Genomic DNA, 16,308 nt, shown 5'->3' on the forward strand with positions numbered 1-16,308 from the left:
ACACGCGAATTTTATAAAAAGTAACTACAGATTTAACGCGTATAAATGAAGACCCATTTAATAAGAATAAAATTTCATGAATTAAAAAGAACTCAACGAAACGCTGTGGTAATAAATGATGCTAATTAAACGCATTATGCTTTTTTATACATAGTAATCAATAGCTTTAGCTTGAGCTAAAAATGAAAAGCGCGTAACTTAAATGGTTTAGGTATTGTAATAACAAGTATAAAAATGAAAGCCAACGAAATAGAGCAATTAGCGCTGTCAGATTCTGAAACCAGAGATGTGATCACCCCGTATGCCTTTAAAGTTGACCAAGCGCTATTAGGCATTCCTTTGGCTCCGCCTATTAGACGCGCAATTGCAATTATCATTGATGTCAGTTTAATATTTATGGCTGCAAAGCTTAGCGCAACGTTAATTGCCTTTGTTGCTGCTATGGCTTTTTATAAAGGCACAGCACAACAATACCTTCCTAAAATGTCTTCGTTTTGGCGCAGAACCCTAAAGCTTTTTGCAGCCAGCTTTTTATTTGTAAGCTCGCTAACGGTACTCTCATTAGCAATAGACTTCTTTGAAGGCGATAGCACTCTACATGGAACACAAATAAACACACCTGAACAGAATGATGAGTTAAGTGAGCATGATAAATCAATAATACTCACATATTTAGCGCAAACTGGCGACGATAAAAACTGCGATGATATTTGCCAAAGTGCTGCTAGCGCTAAATTGTTTGCTCAATTGCCTGAGCTTGCTGAAATTGAAAACGTTGGAAATAGTCAAGTTACTCGATCGCTATTGCACTTAATGGCCATAGCCGACGATGAACCTATTGCCGCAGATGATATTGAAAATTTAGATTTAGCGCCAGAGAGTATTACGGGCCAAGATACAAACGAAAATACAAGCGAAAACAACACAACACCTGTAACCAGTATTGTGCAGTGGGGCAAAGGCATTATTCAAGACCTAGGTCTTGGTTTTGGTTGGGCTGCTGTTTACTTTACCTTGTTCTCGTTACTTTGGCGCGGGCAAACTCCAGGTAAAAAAGTATGTAATATTCGCGTGGTTTCGCTAAGCGGAGAGCCACTTGGCATGCTTGATTGCTTTGGCCGGTACGGCGGCTACGGAGCCGGTTTTGCGACGGGGCTATTAGGCTTTTTACAGGTTTACTGGGATCCAAACAGACAGGCCATTCAGGATAAAATATCGGCCACCGTAGTTATTCAAGGGAGCGTGAACCAAGTTGTAACGGCAAAAACTGTTGCTGATGCGGTTAAGGATTAGTCTTGCGTAACATAGCTAAATAACCTTATTCCACACTTAACGCTAGATATGGAAGCTGTCTTGAATGCCACCTTGTCGAGGGGAAAAGAGTGTTCCATATAACCGTGAGGCAAACTCATCGGTCATACCGGAAATATAATCAGCAAGCACTCGCATGCCGTTATGTTGTTCGCAGGCTTTTAGCCAGCGCTCTTGGGTGTTTTCAGGCAATAGGCGTTCAGGATCAGAACTAAAGGCTTCTAAGAACTCCATCACTACCATTTGGCCTTTATATTCAAGCTGCTGTACATCAGGGCGTCGAATAACTTTTTTATACACAAACCGCTTAAATAGCTCTAAACCACTTTCGAAATCGTTAGGCATTTTAGCATTATAGGCAAGCAGTGGATGCTCAAAGCCTTCTACATCGGCGATTTCTATGGCCGTAATAAAACTATTTACCAGAGCGCCAATGGCGTTTTTGCGCTCGTGATGGGCTTTGCTGAAAAGCTTCTCGGTAAGTTCATCAATGTTATCTGATAACCATTTTATCTCTAGTGCTTTTAGCGGAAGGGTGACATCGCTAACAAAGTCTTGTCGGTTCACCATGTCCATTACAATCGCGTCTTCTAAATCGTGGATGCCGTAGGCGATATCATCCGCAAGCTCCATAATTGAGCAATCAAAAGACTTAAAACGGGTTTTACTGTGCTTGGTATCAAATTGATTAAAAGACATTAACCTGTCTTTGTCAGAGTCGCTAAACGGCGCTAGTAACCAATCGAATAAAGGTTCGTCACAGCGAAATAAGCCTTTAGGCGGATGCCATTCGCTGGCTTTTACTTGGCGTAATGAAGCGGGGCGTTCACCGTTAACCTTAGGGGCTGTTAGGGTATCAATAAAATTGGGGTATTTCACAAGACCCAATACACTTCGGCGGCATAAGTTCATGCCATGCTCGGCAGTGTAGGGCTCTAACTGAGTAATTATACGAAACGTTTGTCCGTTTCCTTCAAAGCCGCCATGTTCGTGCATCATATAATGAAGGGCAATTTCACCACCATGACCAAATGGCGGATGGCCTATATCATGGGCTAAGCACAAGGTTTCAATAAGCGTGGCATCAAGGGCTAATTTGCTGGCGATATCTGGAAACTTACCGCTTAATTGGGCGGTAATGCCAGTGCCTATTTGCGCGGCTTCTAAAGAGTGAGTAAGGCGAGTGCGATAAAAGTCACTAAGGCCAACACCTAATACTTGGGTCTTGGCTTGTAAACGTCGAAAAGCGGCACTGTGCAGTACGCGAGCTTTATCTCGCTGGTAGGGATTACGATGATCGCCATCGCGAGAAACACTGCGCGGCAGTCTGCGTGCGTGTAAATCTTGTTCCCACTTGTGTACTGTCACAATGTGTTCCTTTTCTAAATTTCTTCCTGGGTTATTTCGTCTAAACTAAGCGAAAAGCTCGGCACATAGCGAGTTAAGAAATAATCGACTTCATCTGAGTGATACTCTTTCAAAATCTTATCTAACCGCTTTTTAGCCAGTTTGAATTCTTGGTTTCCCGCTGAAAGTTCTTCTAAGGTTTTCAAGTAGGCACATAGCACATCGGCAGCTTTAACAATAAAAGCTTCTTCTTCAGTGTGAAAATTAGCATCAATGAGTGAAGCGTAATCTTCTTTGAATGCGTCTGGTGCCATATCGATTAAAATATGTTCAGCTATCTTTTCAATTTTTTTATATTCGTGCTTGATGTCTGGATTATAGTATTTTACCGGTGTTGGTAAATCGCCCGTTAATACCTCAGACACATCGTGAAACATCGCGATAGTCGCAATGCGTTCTGCATTTATTGTTCCGCCAAAAAACTTGTTCTTTATTAAAGCGAGGGCATGCGCCACCATGGCCACTTGTAAGCTGTGCTCCTGAACATTTTCAGTACGTACATTGTGCATAAGTGGCCAGCGATTAATAAGCTTTAATCGGGCAAGGTGAGCAAAAAAATGACTTTTATCTGACACGTTAAGCGCCTTGTTGATAGTGTTGAAAGAAGTTACCTATACGGTGAAGCGCCGGAACTAGCACATCACTATGCGGTAAAAACACTAAACGGAAATAAACGCCGTCAGTCAGATTAAACGCTTTACCGTGTACCAATAGAATCTTCTCAGCGCGCAGCAAATCTAAAATCATCTGCTCATCATTGTTTATGTTGAATTTTTTCTCATCAACTCGGGCAAAACAGTACATCGCGCCTTTGGGTTTAACGCAGTGTATGCCATCGATGCTGTTAAGCATGTCTACCGCCACATCACGCTGAATACGCAGACGACCCGTGTCTTTCACTAGGTCATTGATGCTCTGATACCCACCTAACGCCGTTTGAATCGCACTTTGGCAAGGCACGTTTGCACACATTCGCATTGAAGAAAGAATATTTAAGCCTTCAATATAGTCTTTTGCTAAGCGTTTGTTGCCGCTGACCACTAACCAACCAGAGCGAAAACCTGCTACGCGGTAGTTTTTAGACAGGCCACCAAAGGTAACGAAAAATACATCGTCAGCAAGAGAGGCAATACAGGTATGTTCGGCATCGTCGTATAAAATTTTATCGTAAATTTCATCACTGAAAACAACCAAGCCATGTTCTCTTGCCAAATTGACTACGTCTTGCAACAAGGCTTTATCGTAAACAGCGCCAGTAGGGTTATTTGGGTTAATTAATACAATAGCCCGAGTTTTGCTGGTGATTTTGCTTTTGATGTCGTCTAAGTCAGGGAACCAGCCCGCTTGTTCATCACAACGATAATGTACCGGAGAGCCTGATGACAAACTTACCGCGGCGGTCCACAGTGGATAATCAGGGCTTGGGATCAGTACTTCGTCGCCATGATTAAGTAGCGCTTGCATGGCCATCATTATCAATTCGCTAACGCCGTTACCAATGTAAACATCGTCTACGCGAATATGCTGAATATTACGCTGTTGGTAGTACTGCATAACGGCCACACGTGCTGCGTAAATTCCCGTTGAATCTGAATATCCTTGAGAAGTGGGCAGGTTATGAATAACGTCTTTAAGAATATCGTCGGGGGCTTCAAAGCCAAATGGGGCAGGGTTACCAATATTTAGTTTTAAAATACGGTGGCCTTCATCTTCCATTTTTTTAGCTTGTGCCGCAATGGGGCCGCGAATGTCATAACAAACGTTATCTAATTTGTGTGAGCGAGATACAGTTTTCATGGTCTATCTGGTTAATTTACAGACCTTGAGGTTAACGTAAACCACATACCCTTGCGAAGCCTAATTTAGCGCTAAACGTGAAAAATATTTCGATTTGGTTGAAAAGTGTACGGCTAATTGTGGTTTACATCATAAAACTGACTGAAAACACCTAAAAATTGATTGTTAAACACAATATTAAAAAAAACTTCATAAATTAAAGTCACCAATTAACAGCCAATTAGAAATAAAAACTTATCAAAAAGGCTAAAATCTTGTTAATTAATTGTAAAATTGAGTGAATCGGCCTATCGTATAAGTACGGCGCATTAGGATGGGCGCGCCAACACCTTTTACGTGTAATAGCAGAGGTAGTTCTCATTATGTCGCACCATTTTAAAGAAACCCCAGAAAATGCGATAACTCAAAGCGGTATTGCAAGGGTGATCCCTTGTAAGGAACTCGATATAGGCGATCCTATAAAATGGCTCTCACTTGGTTTACGTGACGCAATGCGTACACCTATTTTAACCGCGGTGTATGGCGTTATGTTTGCCGTAATCCCTTGGTTCATAATGTACTTGGTAGAAATGACAGGTTGGCATCTAGTGATAATGCCTGCCATTGTGTGTTTCATGTTGATTGGCCCTTTCTTAGCTGCAGGTTTATATGATGTAAGCTGGGAATTAGAAAAAGGGCACAAGCCTACCTTTATGCATTCATTGCGAGCGATGCGAAGAAACGCTGTAAATGAGTGGGGGTTTGGCATCTTGCTAATGGTAATGATGATTTTTTGGCTTCGTGTAGCATCACTTATTCACGCATTGTATCCTTCGAACATTGAAACCACCCTTGAGAGTTTGATGCCATTTCTGGTACTGGGTTCAATAGTCGGTGCGGGTTTCACCTTAGCCATGTTATTTGTGACTGCGTTCACTCAACCTATATTAATGGAACGAAAAGTCGATTTGGCCACGGCGTTACTGACTAGTGTTAACGCAGTATGGGTAAACAAAGTTCCCATGCTTATATGGGGCGCCATTATATTTACGGCGGTCGCCATTGGTTTTGTGACCGGGTTCGTTGGCTTTATCATATTAATGCCACTTATCGGGTATGCATCATGGCATGCTTACATTGACGCCATTTCTACAAAACGCGCAAGAAAATATGATTAAAATGTAGTTTTATTACAACAAAATGAGGCGGGTTTACCTGATTGCATCAAGTTAACTCGTCTTTTTTTGTGAAAATTTCATACAGAGGGCTTTTTTTTGTACAGTAATAGACAAAAGTTTTAGACCTTTTTAATAGTAATAATCCCTCTCCTATAACGAACCGTTATAATTCAAACTAATAATTCTATATAAATCAGGCGTATAGTTTGTTAAAGACTTAGTAACATTCTGATTTACCGTTAGTTTACTCACCTTATACAATCTTTAAACAGCATTAATTTCCATTTTAGGTCATAAATAAAGGGCACTCAGGGAATACCTTCCTTGAACTGCTTTTACGAGTTTGCCAAAACCTTTGAGGATCTAATGATGAAACTACTTAAAACTTTAGCGGCTACTGCTGCACTAGCTTTTGCTGTTAACGCTAACGCTGCCCCAGAAAAAGACGTTCGCTTTGTAGGCGAAACACAATTTTCTGGCTTCTGTAAAGCGGTTGTACTTGATGATATTAAAGTATTGCGTTCAAACCTTGCCCGTAACGTAGGTCGTATTGGCGCTAGCCAACGTGAAGTATTACGCATGGTTACTGCAGAAGACGGTTTAACATGTAATGGTGTTAACTTAATTAAGTTCTCTGTTGAGCGCGATGCCAACTCAGTTCACGAATACCTAACGTCACGTAGTTAATTGTGCGTTTACTAAGTTAGCGGGTGGCTGCGCTGTTACGTTTTATCAGCAGAAACACCCGCTACGTAAGTAATGTCTTTACACTATTTACAGCTTAGTCTTTGCAACTACGCTATTACACTTTAATAAGTTTAGCTATTCTAGCTTGCCCGTTAACTATCATTCGCTGAGTATTAAAACGCAGCTTTAGAAGTAACACATAAGCAAGCGGCACCAAAAATAAACTGGTCATGGTGGAGAACACTAGCCCACCAATAATGGCAATTGCCATTGGCGAGTAAGGCGGTCCGTCGCCACCTATTCTTGTTGCACCCATTGCTAGCGGTACTAGACCGAGTACGGTTGTTGCAACTGTCATCAAAATAGGTCTAATACGAGATTGTGCCCCCAGCACAACTGCGTCATACAGGGTTATTCCCTCATTAACTAGTTGGTTAATTCTATCTACTAACACAATCCCGTTGTTCACCACTATTCCCATAAGTATTAGCATACCTATCATGCCCATTATTGACATGGGAGTACCAGTGACCATAAACGCCCAAAAAACGCCAGTGAATGAAAAGAGTAACGACGTAATCACCGAGGTAGGCAACACTAGCGATTCAAATAGCGCAGCCATCACCACATAAATCATGCACAAAGCGAGCAGCATATTCATTTGCATCACGCCGTTGGCCTCATCTTGACGTGAAAAACTGCCATCAAGCGTCCATTGGTAACCCGTAGGTAATTCGATGTGCGCTAGAGCTTGTTGAATGCGTACTTTCGCGTCTTCTATGGTGGCGTCGTCTTGTAAGTTGGCACCAATAGCTAACGCCGTTTGCCGGTAACTTCGATTAATTTGCGAAAGTTGCTGCACTACCGAGAAATCCGCCACCATTGCCAGGGTGATTGCTCGGTCTTGATTAAAACCAATATTAATATGCTTAAGTGCATCAAGTGATTTTTGAACATCGCTGCCATAGCGAAGTTGAACATTAACTTCACCCGCATCTCCATACCGAAATGTGCGTAAATTAGCGCCTCTTAATGCTGTAGCTACAAGCTGAGCTACGTCACTCACTTGAATGCCTAATCGGTTTGCCTTTTCTCTATCTATTCGAATTTGAAGTTCGTCACGTTTAGAACCCGTATCGGCTTTCACGTCGGTGAGGCCATCAATATTAGCGAGGATAGGAATAAGGCGCTCTGATATTTCTAGCAAGGTATCTGAAGATTCACCCAACAAAGTAATGCGAACACCGCCGCCATTGCCACTGTCCCATTGAAATGAGGGGCGAGCTCTTACAAAGGCTGGCATGTTTTCCCGAATATCTTCTTTAATAGCCCCCACACTGACAGGAAGGTCGTCGTTTAGGGTTATTCCACTTACCGCATGTCCTGGCGTAAAGTAGGTATAAACCTGCTTGATATGGAAGCGTTCTTGGTTTTCATATAAAAACGCCTCCATTTTATCCACCGTTTTTTCTACTTCATCAAGCGTATAGTTTTGAGTAACGTGATAATTAAGCCATATACGTTCTTGGTTATCGTTACCTTCATCGTCAGAGGTGACGACCTGCATAGGAATGATAGTAGAGAGTAGAATACCCAAAGCAATCAGTGATGTTTTTCCTTGATTTACCATTACCCATGACAGAATTCGACCATACCTCGAAATATAGCCTGGCGTACTGTTTTCCTTCGCTTCGGGAATCGCTATTTTTGTAGTTAGCAAAGGGATCAAGGTTTTAGCGATAAACAACGAGGCGAATAGTGAGATACAAATGGCTATGGCGACGTGCTCTAAAAATATTGTGACATCAATTTTCACTCCAACAATATTAGGTAGAAATACAATGGCCGTAGTCGCGGTTCCTGCAATAACCGCTAAGCTGACATTGTTAACCCCACGCTGAGTGGCGCGGCTAATGTTGTTATCTTGTTGTCGTTCTTGAAAGATACTTTCGGTAATAACCACCGCATTATCAACCAACATTCCCACCGCTAACATTAACCCCATTAAGGATAAAATATTTAGGGTGTAGCCCAATAAGTACATTACCCCTAAGGTGATACAAATGGAGAAGGGGACCGAAAGCACCACAATTAATGTCGTAGTCAGTTGGCGTAAAAACAAATACAGCACCACGATAGAAAGTAATGCGCCTAATAACCCAGCACTTAGCAAGTCAGACAGTGACGAGGTTACACTTTTTGCCACATCGTCCATGACAAACAGGTTAATACCGGTAAACGCAGGGTCAGACTTGGCTTCCTCAATCACTTCCATCACGGCAGACGACACTTCAACTAAGTTACTGCCAGACTCTCTGAAAATATTAAAGCCTACCGCAAAGGTTCTATCTAGGTGACGACCTTCGCTTTGCTCCGGCAATTCGAAATTGATGGTAGCAATGTCGGACAGTCGCACATTGGGTGAAACCCACATGTTTTCGAAATCTTCTATGTCGGTAAATTCGCCAACGGGATTAACCAGTATTTTCTCGCCGTTGTCGTACATGTAGCCCGCGGTTAAAGAAAAGTTGGCGTCTTGCAGCTTTTGCCCTAAAGCAGTGACATCAACTTGATAGGCGGTCATTAATTTCGGATCTAACCGAATGGTAATTTGCCTTTTAAGTGTGCCGTAAAGTTCCACCTTAGACACACCGGCAACACGCTCAATAGGGCGCTTTAAGTTGCGCTCTAGTAAGTCATACGCAAGAGATAAATCACGGTCGCTCGATACCCGTAGTTGGAAAATAGGCATATCATTGGTGTTGAACTTGTACACCATGACACGCTCTACATCTGCAGGAAGCAGGTGACGGATAGCATCAATTTTTTCTCTGGCTTCTACACTTTTGGCTTTAAGGTTCTCATCCCAATCAAACTCAACGATTATTTCCGCTTTATTTTCATACGACCTTGCGCGCAAACGTTTAATTCCCGACATGGTGGCGATGGCTTCTTCCACCGGACGAGTGATCATGGTTTCAATTTCTACCGGCGTGGCATCGGGGTAGGGCACCTCAACCACCATTTCAGGAATATCGATACCAGGGAATTTTTCTAGTGGCAGTAACTTCCCAGAGACTGCGCCGAACAGCAGCATGGAGATAAACACCATGCCTATGGTCACCGGGCGGTTTAACGCAAAACGTGCTAATGATGCGCCAATACCCTTTATCGTACTTTCATTAGGCGTTTTCATACGTGCCTCCCGAAACCGCTGAGTCTTGGTTTTTAACAACCACGTTTGATGCCTTTTTATCGAAAAGACTGTAAAGCACCGGCAGCAGTATTAAGGTAAGCAAGCTAGAAAATAGCAATCCAAAAATGACGGTAATGGCCATAGGTGTGCGTATTTCAGCGCCTTCACCTAATCCGAATGCCATGGGCATCAAGCCTAAAATAGTGGTAAGGGTTGTCATCACAATGGGGCGTAAACGGGTTTTTCCTGCATCGATGATGGCTGCGGTCTTTTCCATGCCGTTAGCACGCAATTGGTTAATGCGATCAACCAACACAATGGCGTTGTTAACCACTATACCGCACAACATAATAAGCCCAATAAACACCACCACATTTAATGGCGTATTGGTAAGCCATAAGCCATAAACTGAACCGGCACCAGCAAGGGGAACCGCAAACAATATAAGCAATGGATGCAGTAGTGATTCAAATTGCGACGCCATCACCAAGTACACCATAAAAATAGCCAGTGCTAAGGCAAATTGCAGCGACCTAAAGCTATCTTGCATATCTTCACTTTGCCCAGTTACCGTTGCATCCATCGATAAGGGAAGTTGCGTGTTGTCCAACACCTTATTGACCAAGGAAACGGCTTCATCCAGCTTCCCTTTTGCTAAATTGGCTGAAATTAATGCCACACGCTGTTGGCCAATGCGCGTAATTTCACTGGGGCCAACGCTCATGTAAACATCGGCAACGGCACCAAGGGGAATAGGTTGTGATGCATCAGGGTTTACGACAATGGCGCGTACATCGTTTATGTTGTCGCGCTGGCTGTCTTTGGTTCTTACCAGTACATCAACTTTTCTATCTTCAAGGCTATATTGCGTGGCAACACGGCCACCAATTTTAGCGGCAATTAAAGACGACACCGTGGCAGCATCAAGACCTAAACGAGAGAGCTTGGCATGATGAAACTCGATTTTTAGTTCTGGATTACCTTCACGAATACTGGTAGCAATATCGGTGAAGTTGTCGTGTGTACCTAGCTCGTGGGCAATTTTATCGCTATAGGTTTGAAGTTGGCGTAAATCATATCCACTGACTTCAACTTGAATAGGCGAGGCAAAAGTAAACAGTTCTGGCTCAGTAAAGGTAGCTTGAACATTAGGGTAACGGTTAAGGGCATCGCGTAGAGCCGCCTTTACCTTATCCATATTGCTACTCGCGTTTGTGTTTTCGCCCGCGCTGGTATCGGCATTAGGGTTCATTACAATATTGAGTCTTCCCCAGTGATCGCCACCTTGACTAGGCGCGGCACTAATCAAACTTCCTGTACCCGACATAGCATAAGTTCTTGCTACGTTTGAATCTGCCGCGGCTATTGCCGATAAGTTCGATAATGTTGCATCTGTCGTGCTCAGTGGTGTGCCGGCGGGGAGAGTAATATCTACCGAGAATTCACCTTGCGACATTGTGGGAATAAGCTCCATACCTAATTTAGGGACAAGAAGCAGCGCACCACCTGCTGACACTAAAGCTACGACGACCACAAGCGTTCTGGCCTTCAAACTAGCAATTAGGGCACCGTGATATGCTTTCTCTATAGCATTAAAGCCCTTGTTGAATGCCCATACCAATGGCGTAAATAATAGCGACAAGCCCTTTGCAAGAATATGCCATGTACCGATTACTAAGGTAATTAGCGCAGCAGGCAAATACACAAACACAAAACGAAGTACCATTGAAAAAGGCCATTTTACAAAATAGACAATTTTCCCAAGCAAAGTAGTGGGTCGGGCTTTGGCGGGCGATGAAAACGTATCTTCGTGGGCAAGCTTTGCTTTTTGCTTTTTTCGGGCCATTGCAGGAATAAGGGTAAGTGCTACAACCAACGAGGCGGCAAGTGCGAAGCTTACGGTGAGTGCTTGATCTTTAAACAGCTGGCCCGCTATGCCTTCTACAAAAATAAGCGGTACGAAAACGGCCATGGTGGTTAATGTAGAAGCAACGATGGCGCCAGAGACTTCCTTAGTGCCCGATGCAGCGGGATCATCAGCAACAGCATCGTTTACCAACTTGGCTTGCTTACGCTTTTTATGGCGATCGATGTTTTCTAACACCACAATACTGTTGTCGACAAGCAAACCCACGGCCAGTGCAATCCCCCCTAAACTCATCATATTTAGGCTGATATCATTGGCGTACATTAGGTTAAAGGTGGCAATAACCGATACTGGAATTGACACAGAGATGATGACCGTAGTCCAAAAATCTTTAAGGAATAGGTATAGCACTAACATGGCAAGCAGACCGCCCATTATTGCTGCAGATTTAACATTATCAATGGCTTGCTTTATAAACACACTCTGATCGTATATTTGCGTCAGTGTGTAATTCGCAGGTATGTCATTTTCAATTTCACTAAGACGAGAGGCTATTTTCTTGGCTACATCTACCGCATTTGCATCTCCTTCTTTGTATATCGCAATCTCAACCCCTTCATTACCATTGAAGCGAGTTACCACACTACGATCTTTATAAGCACTTTCTACACTAGCCACATCTTTTAATTGAATATTTCTACCTTCGAAACGGCCAATAAAAAGGTTTTCAATTTCGATCAGGTTTTCAAATTGATTCAGGGTGCGCACTAAGAATGCTTGAGCATCGCCTTCAATACGACCACCCGCAGCGTTTACATTTTCGGCTTTAATACGATCGATAATACCGGTAATAGGAATAGATAACTGGCTGGCTTTACGTTGGTCGATAAGAATGTGTACTTCGTTTTCAAGACCACCGCCAACACGTACAGCAGCAACACCTTCAACAGATTCGAGGGCCCGTTTCACTTGCTGCTCGCCGTATAACCGTAGCCTTTTCATTTGGGCGGTAGACAGTTGCCCCGAGAGCACATCTTCAGTAAGCCCTAGCTTGATAACCGGATCTAAACTTGGGTTAAAGCGCAACAGACGAGGTTTCTCAATATCCAGAGGAAGTTGAAGTACATCAAGTTTTTCCCGTACTTCTAAGCTCGCGAAATCCATGTCGGTACCCCATTTAAACGCCATTACCACGTCTGATTGACCGGCTCGTGAAGTAGAGGTGACTTTTCTAACCCCTTTTACAACGCCAATAGCTTCTTCAATAGGCTTAGAAACAAGTTGTTCCACTTCGCCTGGGGCAGCTCCGGTGTAATCGGTTCGAATAGTTAACGTGGGGTAGGAGAGATCGGGCAGTAAATTAACTGACAATCGACCAAGTGAGACCATACCAAACAACAGCACAGCAAAAGTAAACATAGACACGGCAACCGGGCGTTTAACCGCTATATCAACAATACGCATGGTATTTTCCTTCTTATAGCGGGCTTAGCCGTTGACTACATCTACAGGGGCTTGGTCTTTTAAGTTTTGGTGGCCAGCGGTAACGACTTTCTCATCACCTTGTAAGCCGCTTAACACTTCAATCATTTCGTCTTGTTCAAAGCCAGTAACAATGTCGACTTTTGTGGCTATGTTGTCTTTAACAACAAAGACGCTATGTTGATTGTCCATCGTGATAAGGGCACGACGTGGAAGTAGCGTAGCGCTATTGTGGAGTGCATATTCGAGAGCCACGTCGGTAAACATGCCCGCTTTTAATACGTGTTTTTCATTCGGCACTGCAAGGGTAACTTTAAATGTGCCAGTGGCAGCATCAATAACAGGGCTAATTCGCTCGACAGATGCAGTTAACGACTTATTACCTAGTGCAGCAACAATAAGAGTTGCGGGTTGACCTACCGCCACATTTTGTAATTCGTTTTCAGGTAAATACACTACACCTTGTAAATTCTGCTGTTGCACAATATGGAACATGCGCTCTCGCTGGAAAGACTCAGTCAGGTTACCTACTTTGGCATTACGAGAAGCAATAAAACCACTGATAGGGGCAGTAATGGTGGTTTCTTTTAAATCTAGTTCAGCAAGATGAACCGATGCTTTAGCTGACTCATATTGAGCGGTCAGTTTGTCGTAGGTATCTACACTGATTAGGTTTTTAGAATACACTTTGTTTACTTTATCTAACTCACGCTCAAGACCGGTTAAATCTGCCTTTGCCTTCGCAAGATTAAGTTCGTATCTGCGTTTATCTAGTTGCGCAAGCACTTGGCCTTTTTCAACGTAATCACCTTCTTCTACCACTATCTGTTCAATAATGCCTGACGCTCTTGCAACCACAAAGGCTTCTTCTCTCGCTTCCAGAATGGCGGTGGTTGTATAAGTAGAGCTAATTGAACCATTGGTTACTTCAGCGGCTTCTACCGGTATGGCTATCACCGCTTCAGAAATTTCTTCTGTAGGGTTTATCGCATCGGCGTCGGTACACGCACCTAGTAGCAAAGATAAAGAAAGTATGCCGCCAGTAAGGGACAGTGTGCGAAGAGTGTTAAACGAAGCGTCCATGGTCAAATACCTGATTGTTGTCGTTAATTATTAGTTTATTACCAACTAAAAGCAGCAACCATGCCAGTAAGTGTAAGAAGATATTTATATGTTAATAATCAGTTGGTTAGATTGTTTTTGGTGGGAGAATAAAAAAGGGCCATCAATCACTGATAGCCCTTTACACTAATAGGTGGCGTATTAGCCTAATTGTGTGTGGATTCAACTAAGGTATAGCTGGTGGTGATCTCCACATTGCCGGTAAGCATTAACATTACTGAGCAATACTTTTCAGTAGAAAGTTGTACTGCACGTGCTAATGCTTTCTCGGTCACGCTGCTTGCTACCACTGTGTAGTGAGCATGAATTTTTGTGAATACCCGTGGGGCGTCATCAGCACGATCGGCTTCTAATTCACATTCACAGCTTTTAATTTCGTGACGACCCTTTTTAAGGATGTCTACCACATCAATACTGGAGCAGGCGCCAACGGCTAACAATACTGATTCCATTGGTGATACTGCATTTCCACTACCGTCCATGACGGTTTTATACCCACTGTCGGTTGTACCGGTGAAAGTGAGGTCTTTATCCCATGAAACTTGAGCTTTCATTGTACTTCCTACCTATTACTTCCTGCTTACGATTGGGTGAGACGAACAGCGTCTGCGCCAATGGTGATTTTCTTTTGTTTGTACAACGCGCCTAATGCTTTTTTATACGCGGCTTTACTTACATTAAAATGCTGGTAAATAGCATCGGGCGGACTTTTGTCCGTGAGTGTTGAAATACCACCGTGGGCTTCCAAATCATCTAAGATGGCTTGCTGCAAGGCATTACGAGTTTCCTTATCATGACGCTGTAACACCACGTCAATCTTGCCATCTTCACGGATGGTTTTAACTACGCCATCAGTAGATTGCCCTACTTTTAGCGGTTTAAATGCATCACTATGAAATATTAGGCCTAGGGCTCTCTCGTTCAATACCACTTTGAAGCCTAAGTCAGACTTGGCATAAACCAAGCAACTTACATTTTCACCTTCGCTAAGATAGGCGCTGCCTTCTTTAAGGAAGTAGTGCAAGCGGGTTGCACCTAAAATTCGATTTGTTTTTTCATCAAAGAAAGCGTGAACAACGTAATACATACCGGGGTCAATAGGCGATTCTTGATAATCGGCGGGTATGAGTAAGTCGTTCTCTAAGCCCCAGTCGAAGAAAGCACCAAAGTGTGTAGCAGAGATCGCTTTAAGTACCTTGGTTTCACCTACTTGTATGCGCGGTGGCTTCAAGGTAGCAAACAAATCGCCGCGCTGATCGGTAGCCACAAACACATCTAGGGTTTGTTCCGCTTCCAACGGCGTGGTTACTTCGTCGTGAGGTAAGGTTACAGTAGGCATATCATCGCTACTGTAGTCGGTTGAATCTACATTATCGGTAAGTGGCGCTAATTCATAGCCGAACGGATATTCCGCTACCACTTTTAATGTATTAATTTTTCCAATATTTATCATTAACACTGACTTTTAAAAAAGAACAGGTAACATGATATCGGATTGAGGTTAAGAGCTAAACACTTATGAAGTTAAATTGCGATTTAGGTGAAAGTTTCGGTGCATGGCAAATGCCTGTAGACGCCGATATTATGAAATTTATCGACCAAGCTAACATTGCGTGCGGCTTTCATGCCGGTGATCCCGTGGTGATGAAACAAGCTTTGTATTTGGCTAAAAACAGTAATGTTGAAATAGGCGCGCATCCTTCTTATCCCGATTTACAAGGGTTTGGACGTCGAAGTCTCGCTATGCCAATAAAAGAACTGATAGCCTGTGTTCAATATCAAGTCAGTGCATTGATGGGTATGGCCAGTATCGTTGGCGTGCCAGTGAGTTATGTGAAACCCCATGGTGCGTTATACAACGATATGATGCTTGACCCTCAAGTGCGCACTGCTGTTATGCAAGCTGTGGGTAGTATTAACAAAGGTCGATTGGGGTTGATGGTGCAATCTCACGCCCACAATGAAGCGCTGGTGCTCGAAGCGCAAGAATATGGATTGTCGCTAATATTCGAAGCGTTTTCAGATCGACGATATACCGATGAAGGTTTTTTGCAGCCCCGCTCACAAGAAGGCGCAGTGTTAACTGCCGCAGAAGCGTTAACGCAAGCAAAGCTTTTGATTGAAGATGGGGAAGTCATTACCGTTAGCGGGCAAAGATTGCCATTACAGGCTGACACACTGTGCGTGCATGGCGATACCGCCGGTGCAGTTGACATTGCGCAACAAATTCGTGAATGCATGAAATAGACGGTATGAAGGCACAAGCGCATTCACTTTTTACT

The 16,308-nt window shown here is 43.2% G+C and carries 12 protein-coding genes; 4 read left to right on the plus strand and 8 right to left on the minus strand.

Annotated elements, in window-relative coordinates:
- Positions 1-234 precede the first annotated feature (234 nt).
- Positions 235-1,293: an RDD family protein gene (locus tag J8L84_RS11480; RefSeq protein WP_211070810.1), complete on the plus strand. Its 1,059-nt coding sequence runs from the start codon at positions 235-237 to the stop codon at positions 1,291-1,293.
- Between the two features lie 42 nt (positions 1,294-1,335).
- Here the strand turns inward: J8L84_RS11480 and J8L84_RS11485 are convergent, their stop codons facing one another.
- The 3 genes from J8L84_RS11485 to J8L84_RS11495 are packed head-to-tail and all read right to left on the minus strand — an operon-like array spanning position 1,336 to position 4,515.
- Entirely contained in the window at positions 1,336-2,679 is a 1,344-nt protein-coding gene (locus J8L84_RS11485; RefSeq protein ID WP_211070811.1) for an anti-phage deoxyguanosine triphosphatase, read from the minus strand.
- Positions 2,680-2,693: 14 nt separating this feature from the next.
- Complete coding sequence (gene yfbR / locus J8L84_RS11490) at positions 2,694-3,293, minus strand: 5'-deoxynucleotidase (protein WP_211070812.1); 600 nt, start codon at positions 3,291-3,293, stop codon at positions 2,694-2,696.
- 1 nt (position 3,294) lies between these two features.
- Positions 3,295-4,515, minus strand: a complete 1,221-nt coding sequence (locus J8L84_RS11495; RefSeq protein WP_057792153.1) for a pyridoxal phosphate-dependent aminotransferase — start codon at positions 4,513-4,515, stop codon at positions 3,295-3,297.
- A 362-nt stretch (positions 4,516-4,877) separates the two neighbouring features.
- Between J8L84_RS11495 and J8L84_RS11500 the strand changes: the two genes are divergently transcribed.
- Both J8L84_RS11500 and J8L84_RS11505 read left to right on the plus strand, forming a co-directional pair.
- A complete protein-coding gene (locus J8L84_RS11500; protein WP_057792152.1) occupies positions 4,878-5,672 on the plus strand; it encodes a DUF2189 domain-containing protein in 795 nt (264 codons plus the stop codon).
- A gap of 369 nt (positions 5,673-6,041) precedes the next feature.
- Positions 6,042-6,359: a DUF3718 domain-containing protein gene (locus J8L84_RS11505; protein ID WP_057792150.1), complete on the plus strand. Its 318-nt coding sequence runs from the start codon at positions 6,042-6,044 to the stop codon at positions 6,357-6,359.
- Between the two features lie 115 nt (positions 6,360-6,474).
- Here the strand turns inward: J8L84_RS11505 and J8L84_RS11510 are convergent, their stop codons facing one another.
- The 5 genes from J8L84_RS11510 to J8L84_RS11530 form a co-directional block, all read right to left on the minus strand.
- Positions 6,475-9,555, minus strand: a complete 3,081-nt coding sequence (locus J8L84_RS11510; RefSeq protein WP_211070813.1) for an efflux RND transporter permease subunit — start codon at positions 9,553-9,555, stop codon at positions 6,475-6,477.
- Positions 9,542-12,886 (minus strand): efflux RND transporter permease subunit, encoded by a 3,345-nt coding sequence (locus J8L84_RS11515; protein ID WP_211070814.1) that lies wholly within the window; start codon positions 12,884-12,886, stop codon positions 9,542-9,544. Before J8L84_RS11515 ends, J8L84_RS11510 begins: the two co-directional genes overlap by 14 nt.
- Positions 12,887-12,910: 24 nt before the next feature.
- Positions 12,911-13,987 carry an efflux RND transporter periplasmic adaptor subunit gene (locus tag J8L84_RS11520; RefSeq protein WP_211070815.1) on the minus strand — a complete coding sequence of 359 codons (1,077 nt, stop codon included), beginning with the start codon at positions 13,985-13,987 and terminating at the stop codon, positions 12,911-12,913.
- Positions 13,988-14,172: 185 nt separating this feature from the next.
- The gene (locus tag J8L84_RS11525) at positions 14,173-14,580 is read right to left on the minus strand and encodes an OsmC family protein (RefSeq protein WP_211070816.1); all 408 of its coding nucleotides are present in this window, start codon (positions 14,578-14,580) and stop codon (positions 14,173-14,175) included.
- 26 nt (positions 14,581-14,606) lie between these two features.
- On the minus strand, positions 14,607-15,479 hold the full coding sequence (locus J8L84_RS11530) for a S1-like domain-containing RNA-binding protein (protein WP_211070817.1): 873 nt from the start codon (positions 15,477-15,479) through the stop codon (positions 14,607-14,609).
- Positions 15,480-15,544: 65 nt separating this feature from the next.
- Here J8L84_RS11530 and J8L84_RS11535 point away from each other — a divergent pair, with 65 nt between their 5' ends.
- Positions 15,545-16,273 (plus strand): 5-oxoprolinase subunit PxpA, encoded by a 729-nt coding sequence (locus tag J8L84_RS11535; protein ID WP_211070818.1) that lies wholly within the window; start codon positions 15,545-15,547, stop codon positions 16,271-16,273.
- The last annotated feature ends 35 nt before the right edge of the window (positions 16,274-16,308 follow it).

The organism is Alteromonas sp. MMG017 (assembly GCF_018100795.1).
Lineage (GTDB): Bacteria > Pseudomonadota > Gammaproteobacteria > Enterobacterales > Alteromonadaceae > Alteromonas.

Excerpts from the sequence above, each read along its gene's own strand:
- J8L84_RS11480 (WP_211070810.1), top strand. The coding sequence starts at position 235 with ATGAAAGCCAACGAAATAGAGCAATTAGCGCTGTCAGATTCTGAAACC.
- J8L84_RS11495 (WP_057792153.1), bottom strand. The coding sequence starts at position 4,515 with ATGAAAACTGTATCTCGCTCACACAAATTAGATAACGTTTGTTATGAC.
- J8L84_RS11500 (WP_057792152.1), top strand. The coding sequence starts at position 4,878 with ATGTCGCACCATTTTAAAGAAACCCCAGAAAATGCGATAACTCAAAGC.
- J8L84_RS11505 (WP_057792150.1), top strand. The coding sequence starts at position 6,042 with ATGAAACTACTTAAAACTTTAGCGGCTACTGCTGCACTAGCTTTTGCT.
- J8L84_RS11510 (WP_211070813.1), bottom strand. The coding sequence starts at position 9,555 with ATGAAAACGCCTAATGAAAGTACGATAAAGGGTATTGGCGCATCATTA.
- J8L84_RS11515 (WP_211070814.1), bottom strand. The coding sequence starts at position 12,886 with ATGCGTATTGTTGATATAGCGGTTAAACGCCCGGTTGCCGTGTCTATG.
- J8L84_RS11520 (WP_211070815.1), bottom strand. The coding sequence starts at position 13,987 with ATGGACGCTTCGTTTAACACTCTTCGCACACTGTCCCTTACTGGCGGC.
- J8L84_RS11525 (WP_211070816.1), bottom strand. The coding sequence starts at position 14,580 with ATGAAAGCTCAAGTTTCATGGGATAAAGACCTCACTTTCACCGGTACA.
- J8L84_RS11530 (WP_211070817.1), bottom strand. The coding sequence starts at position 15,479 with ATGATAAATATTGGAAAAATTAATACATTAAAAGTGGTAGCGGAATAT.
- J8L84_RS11535 (WP_211070818.1), top strand. The coding sequence starts at position 15,545 with ATGAAGTTAAATTGCGATTTAGGTGAAAGTTTCGGTGCATGGCAAATG.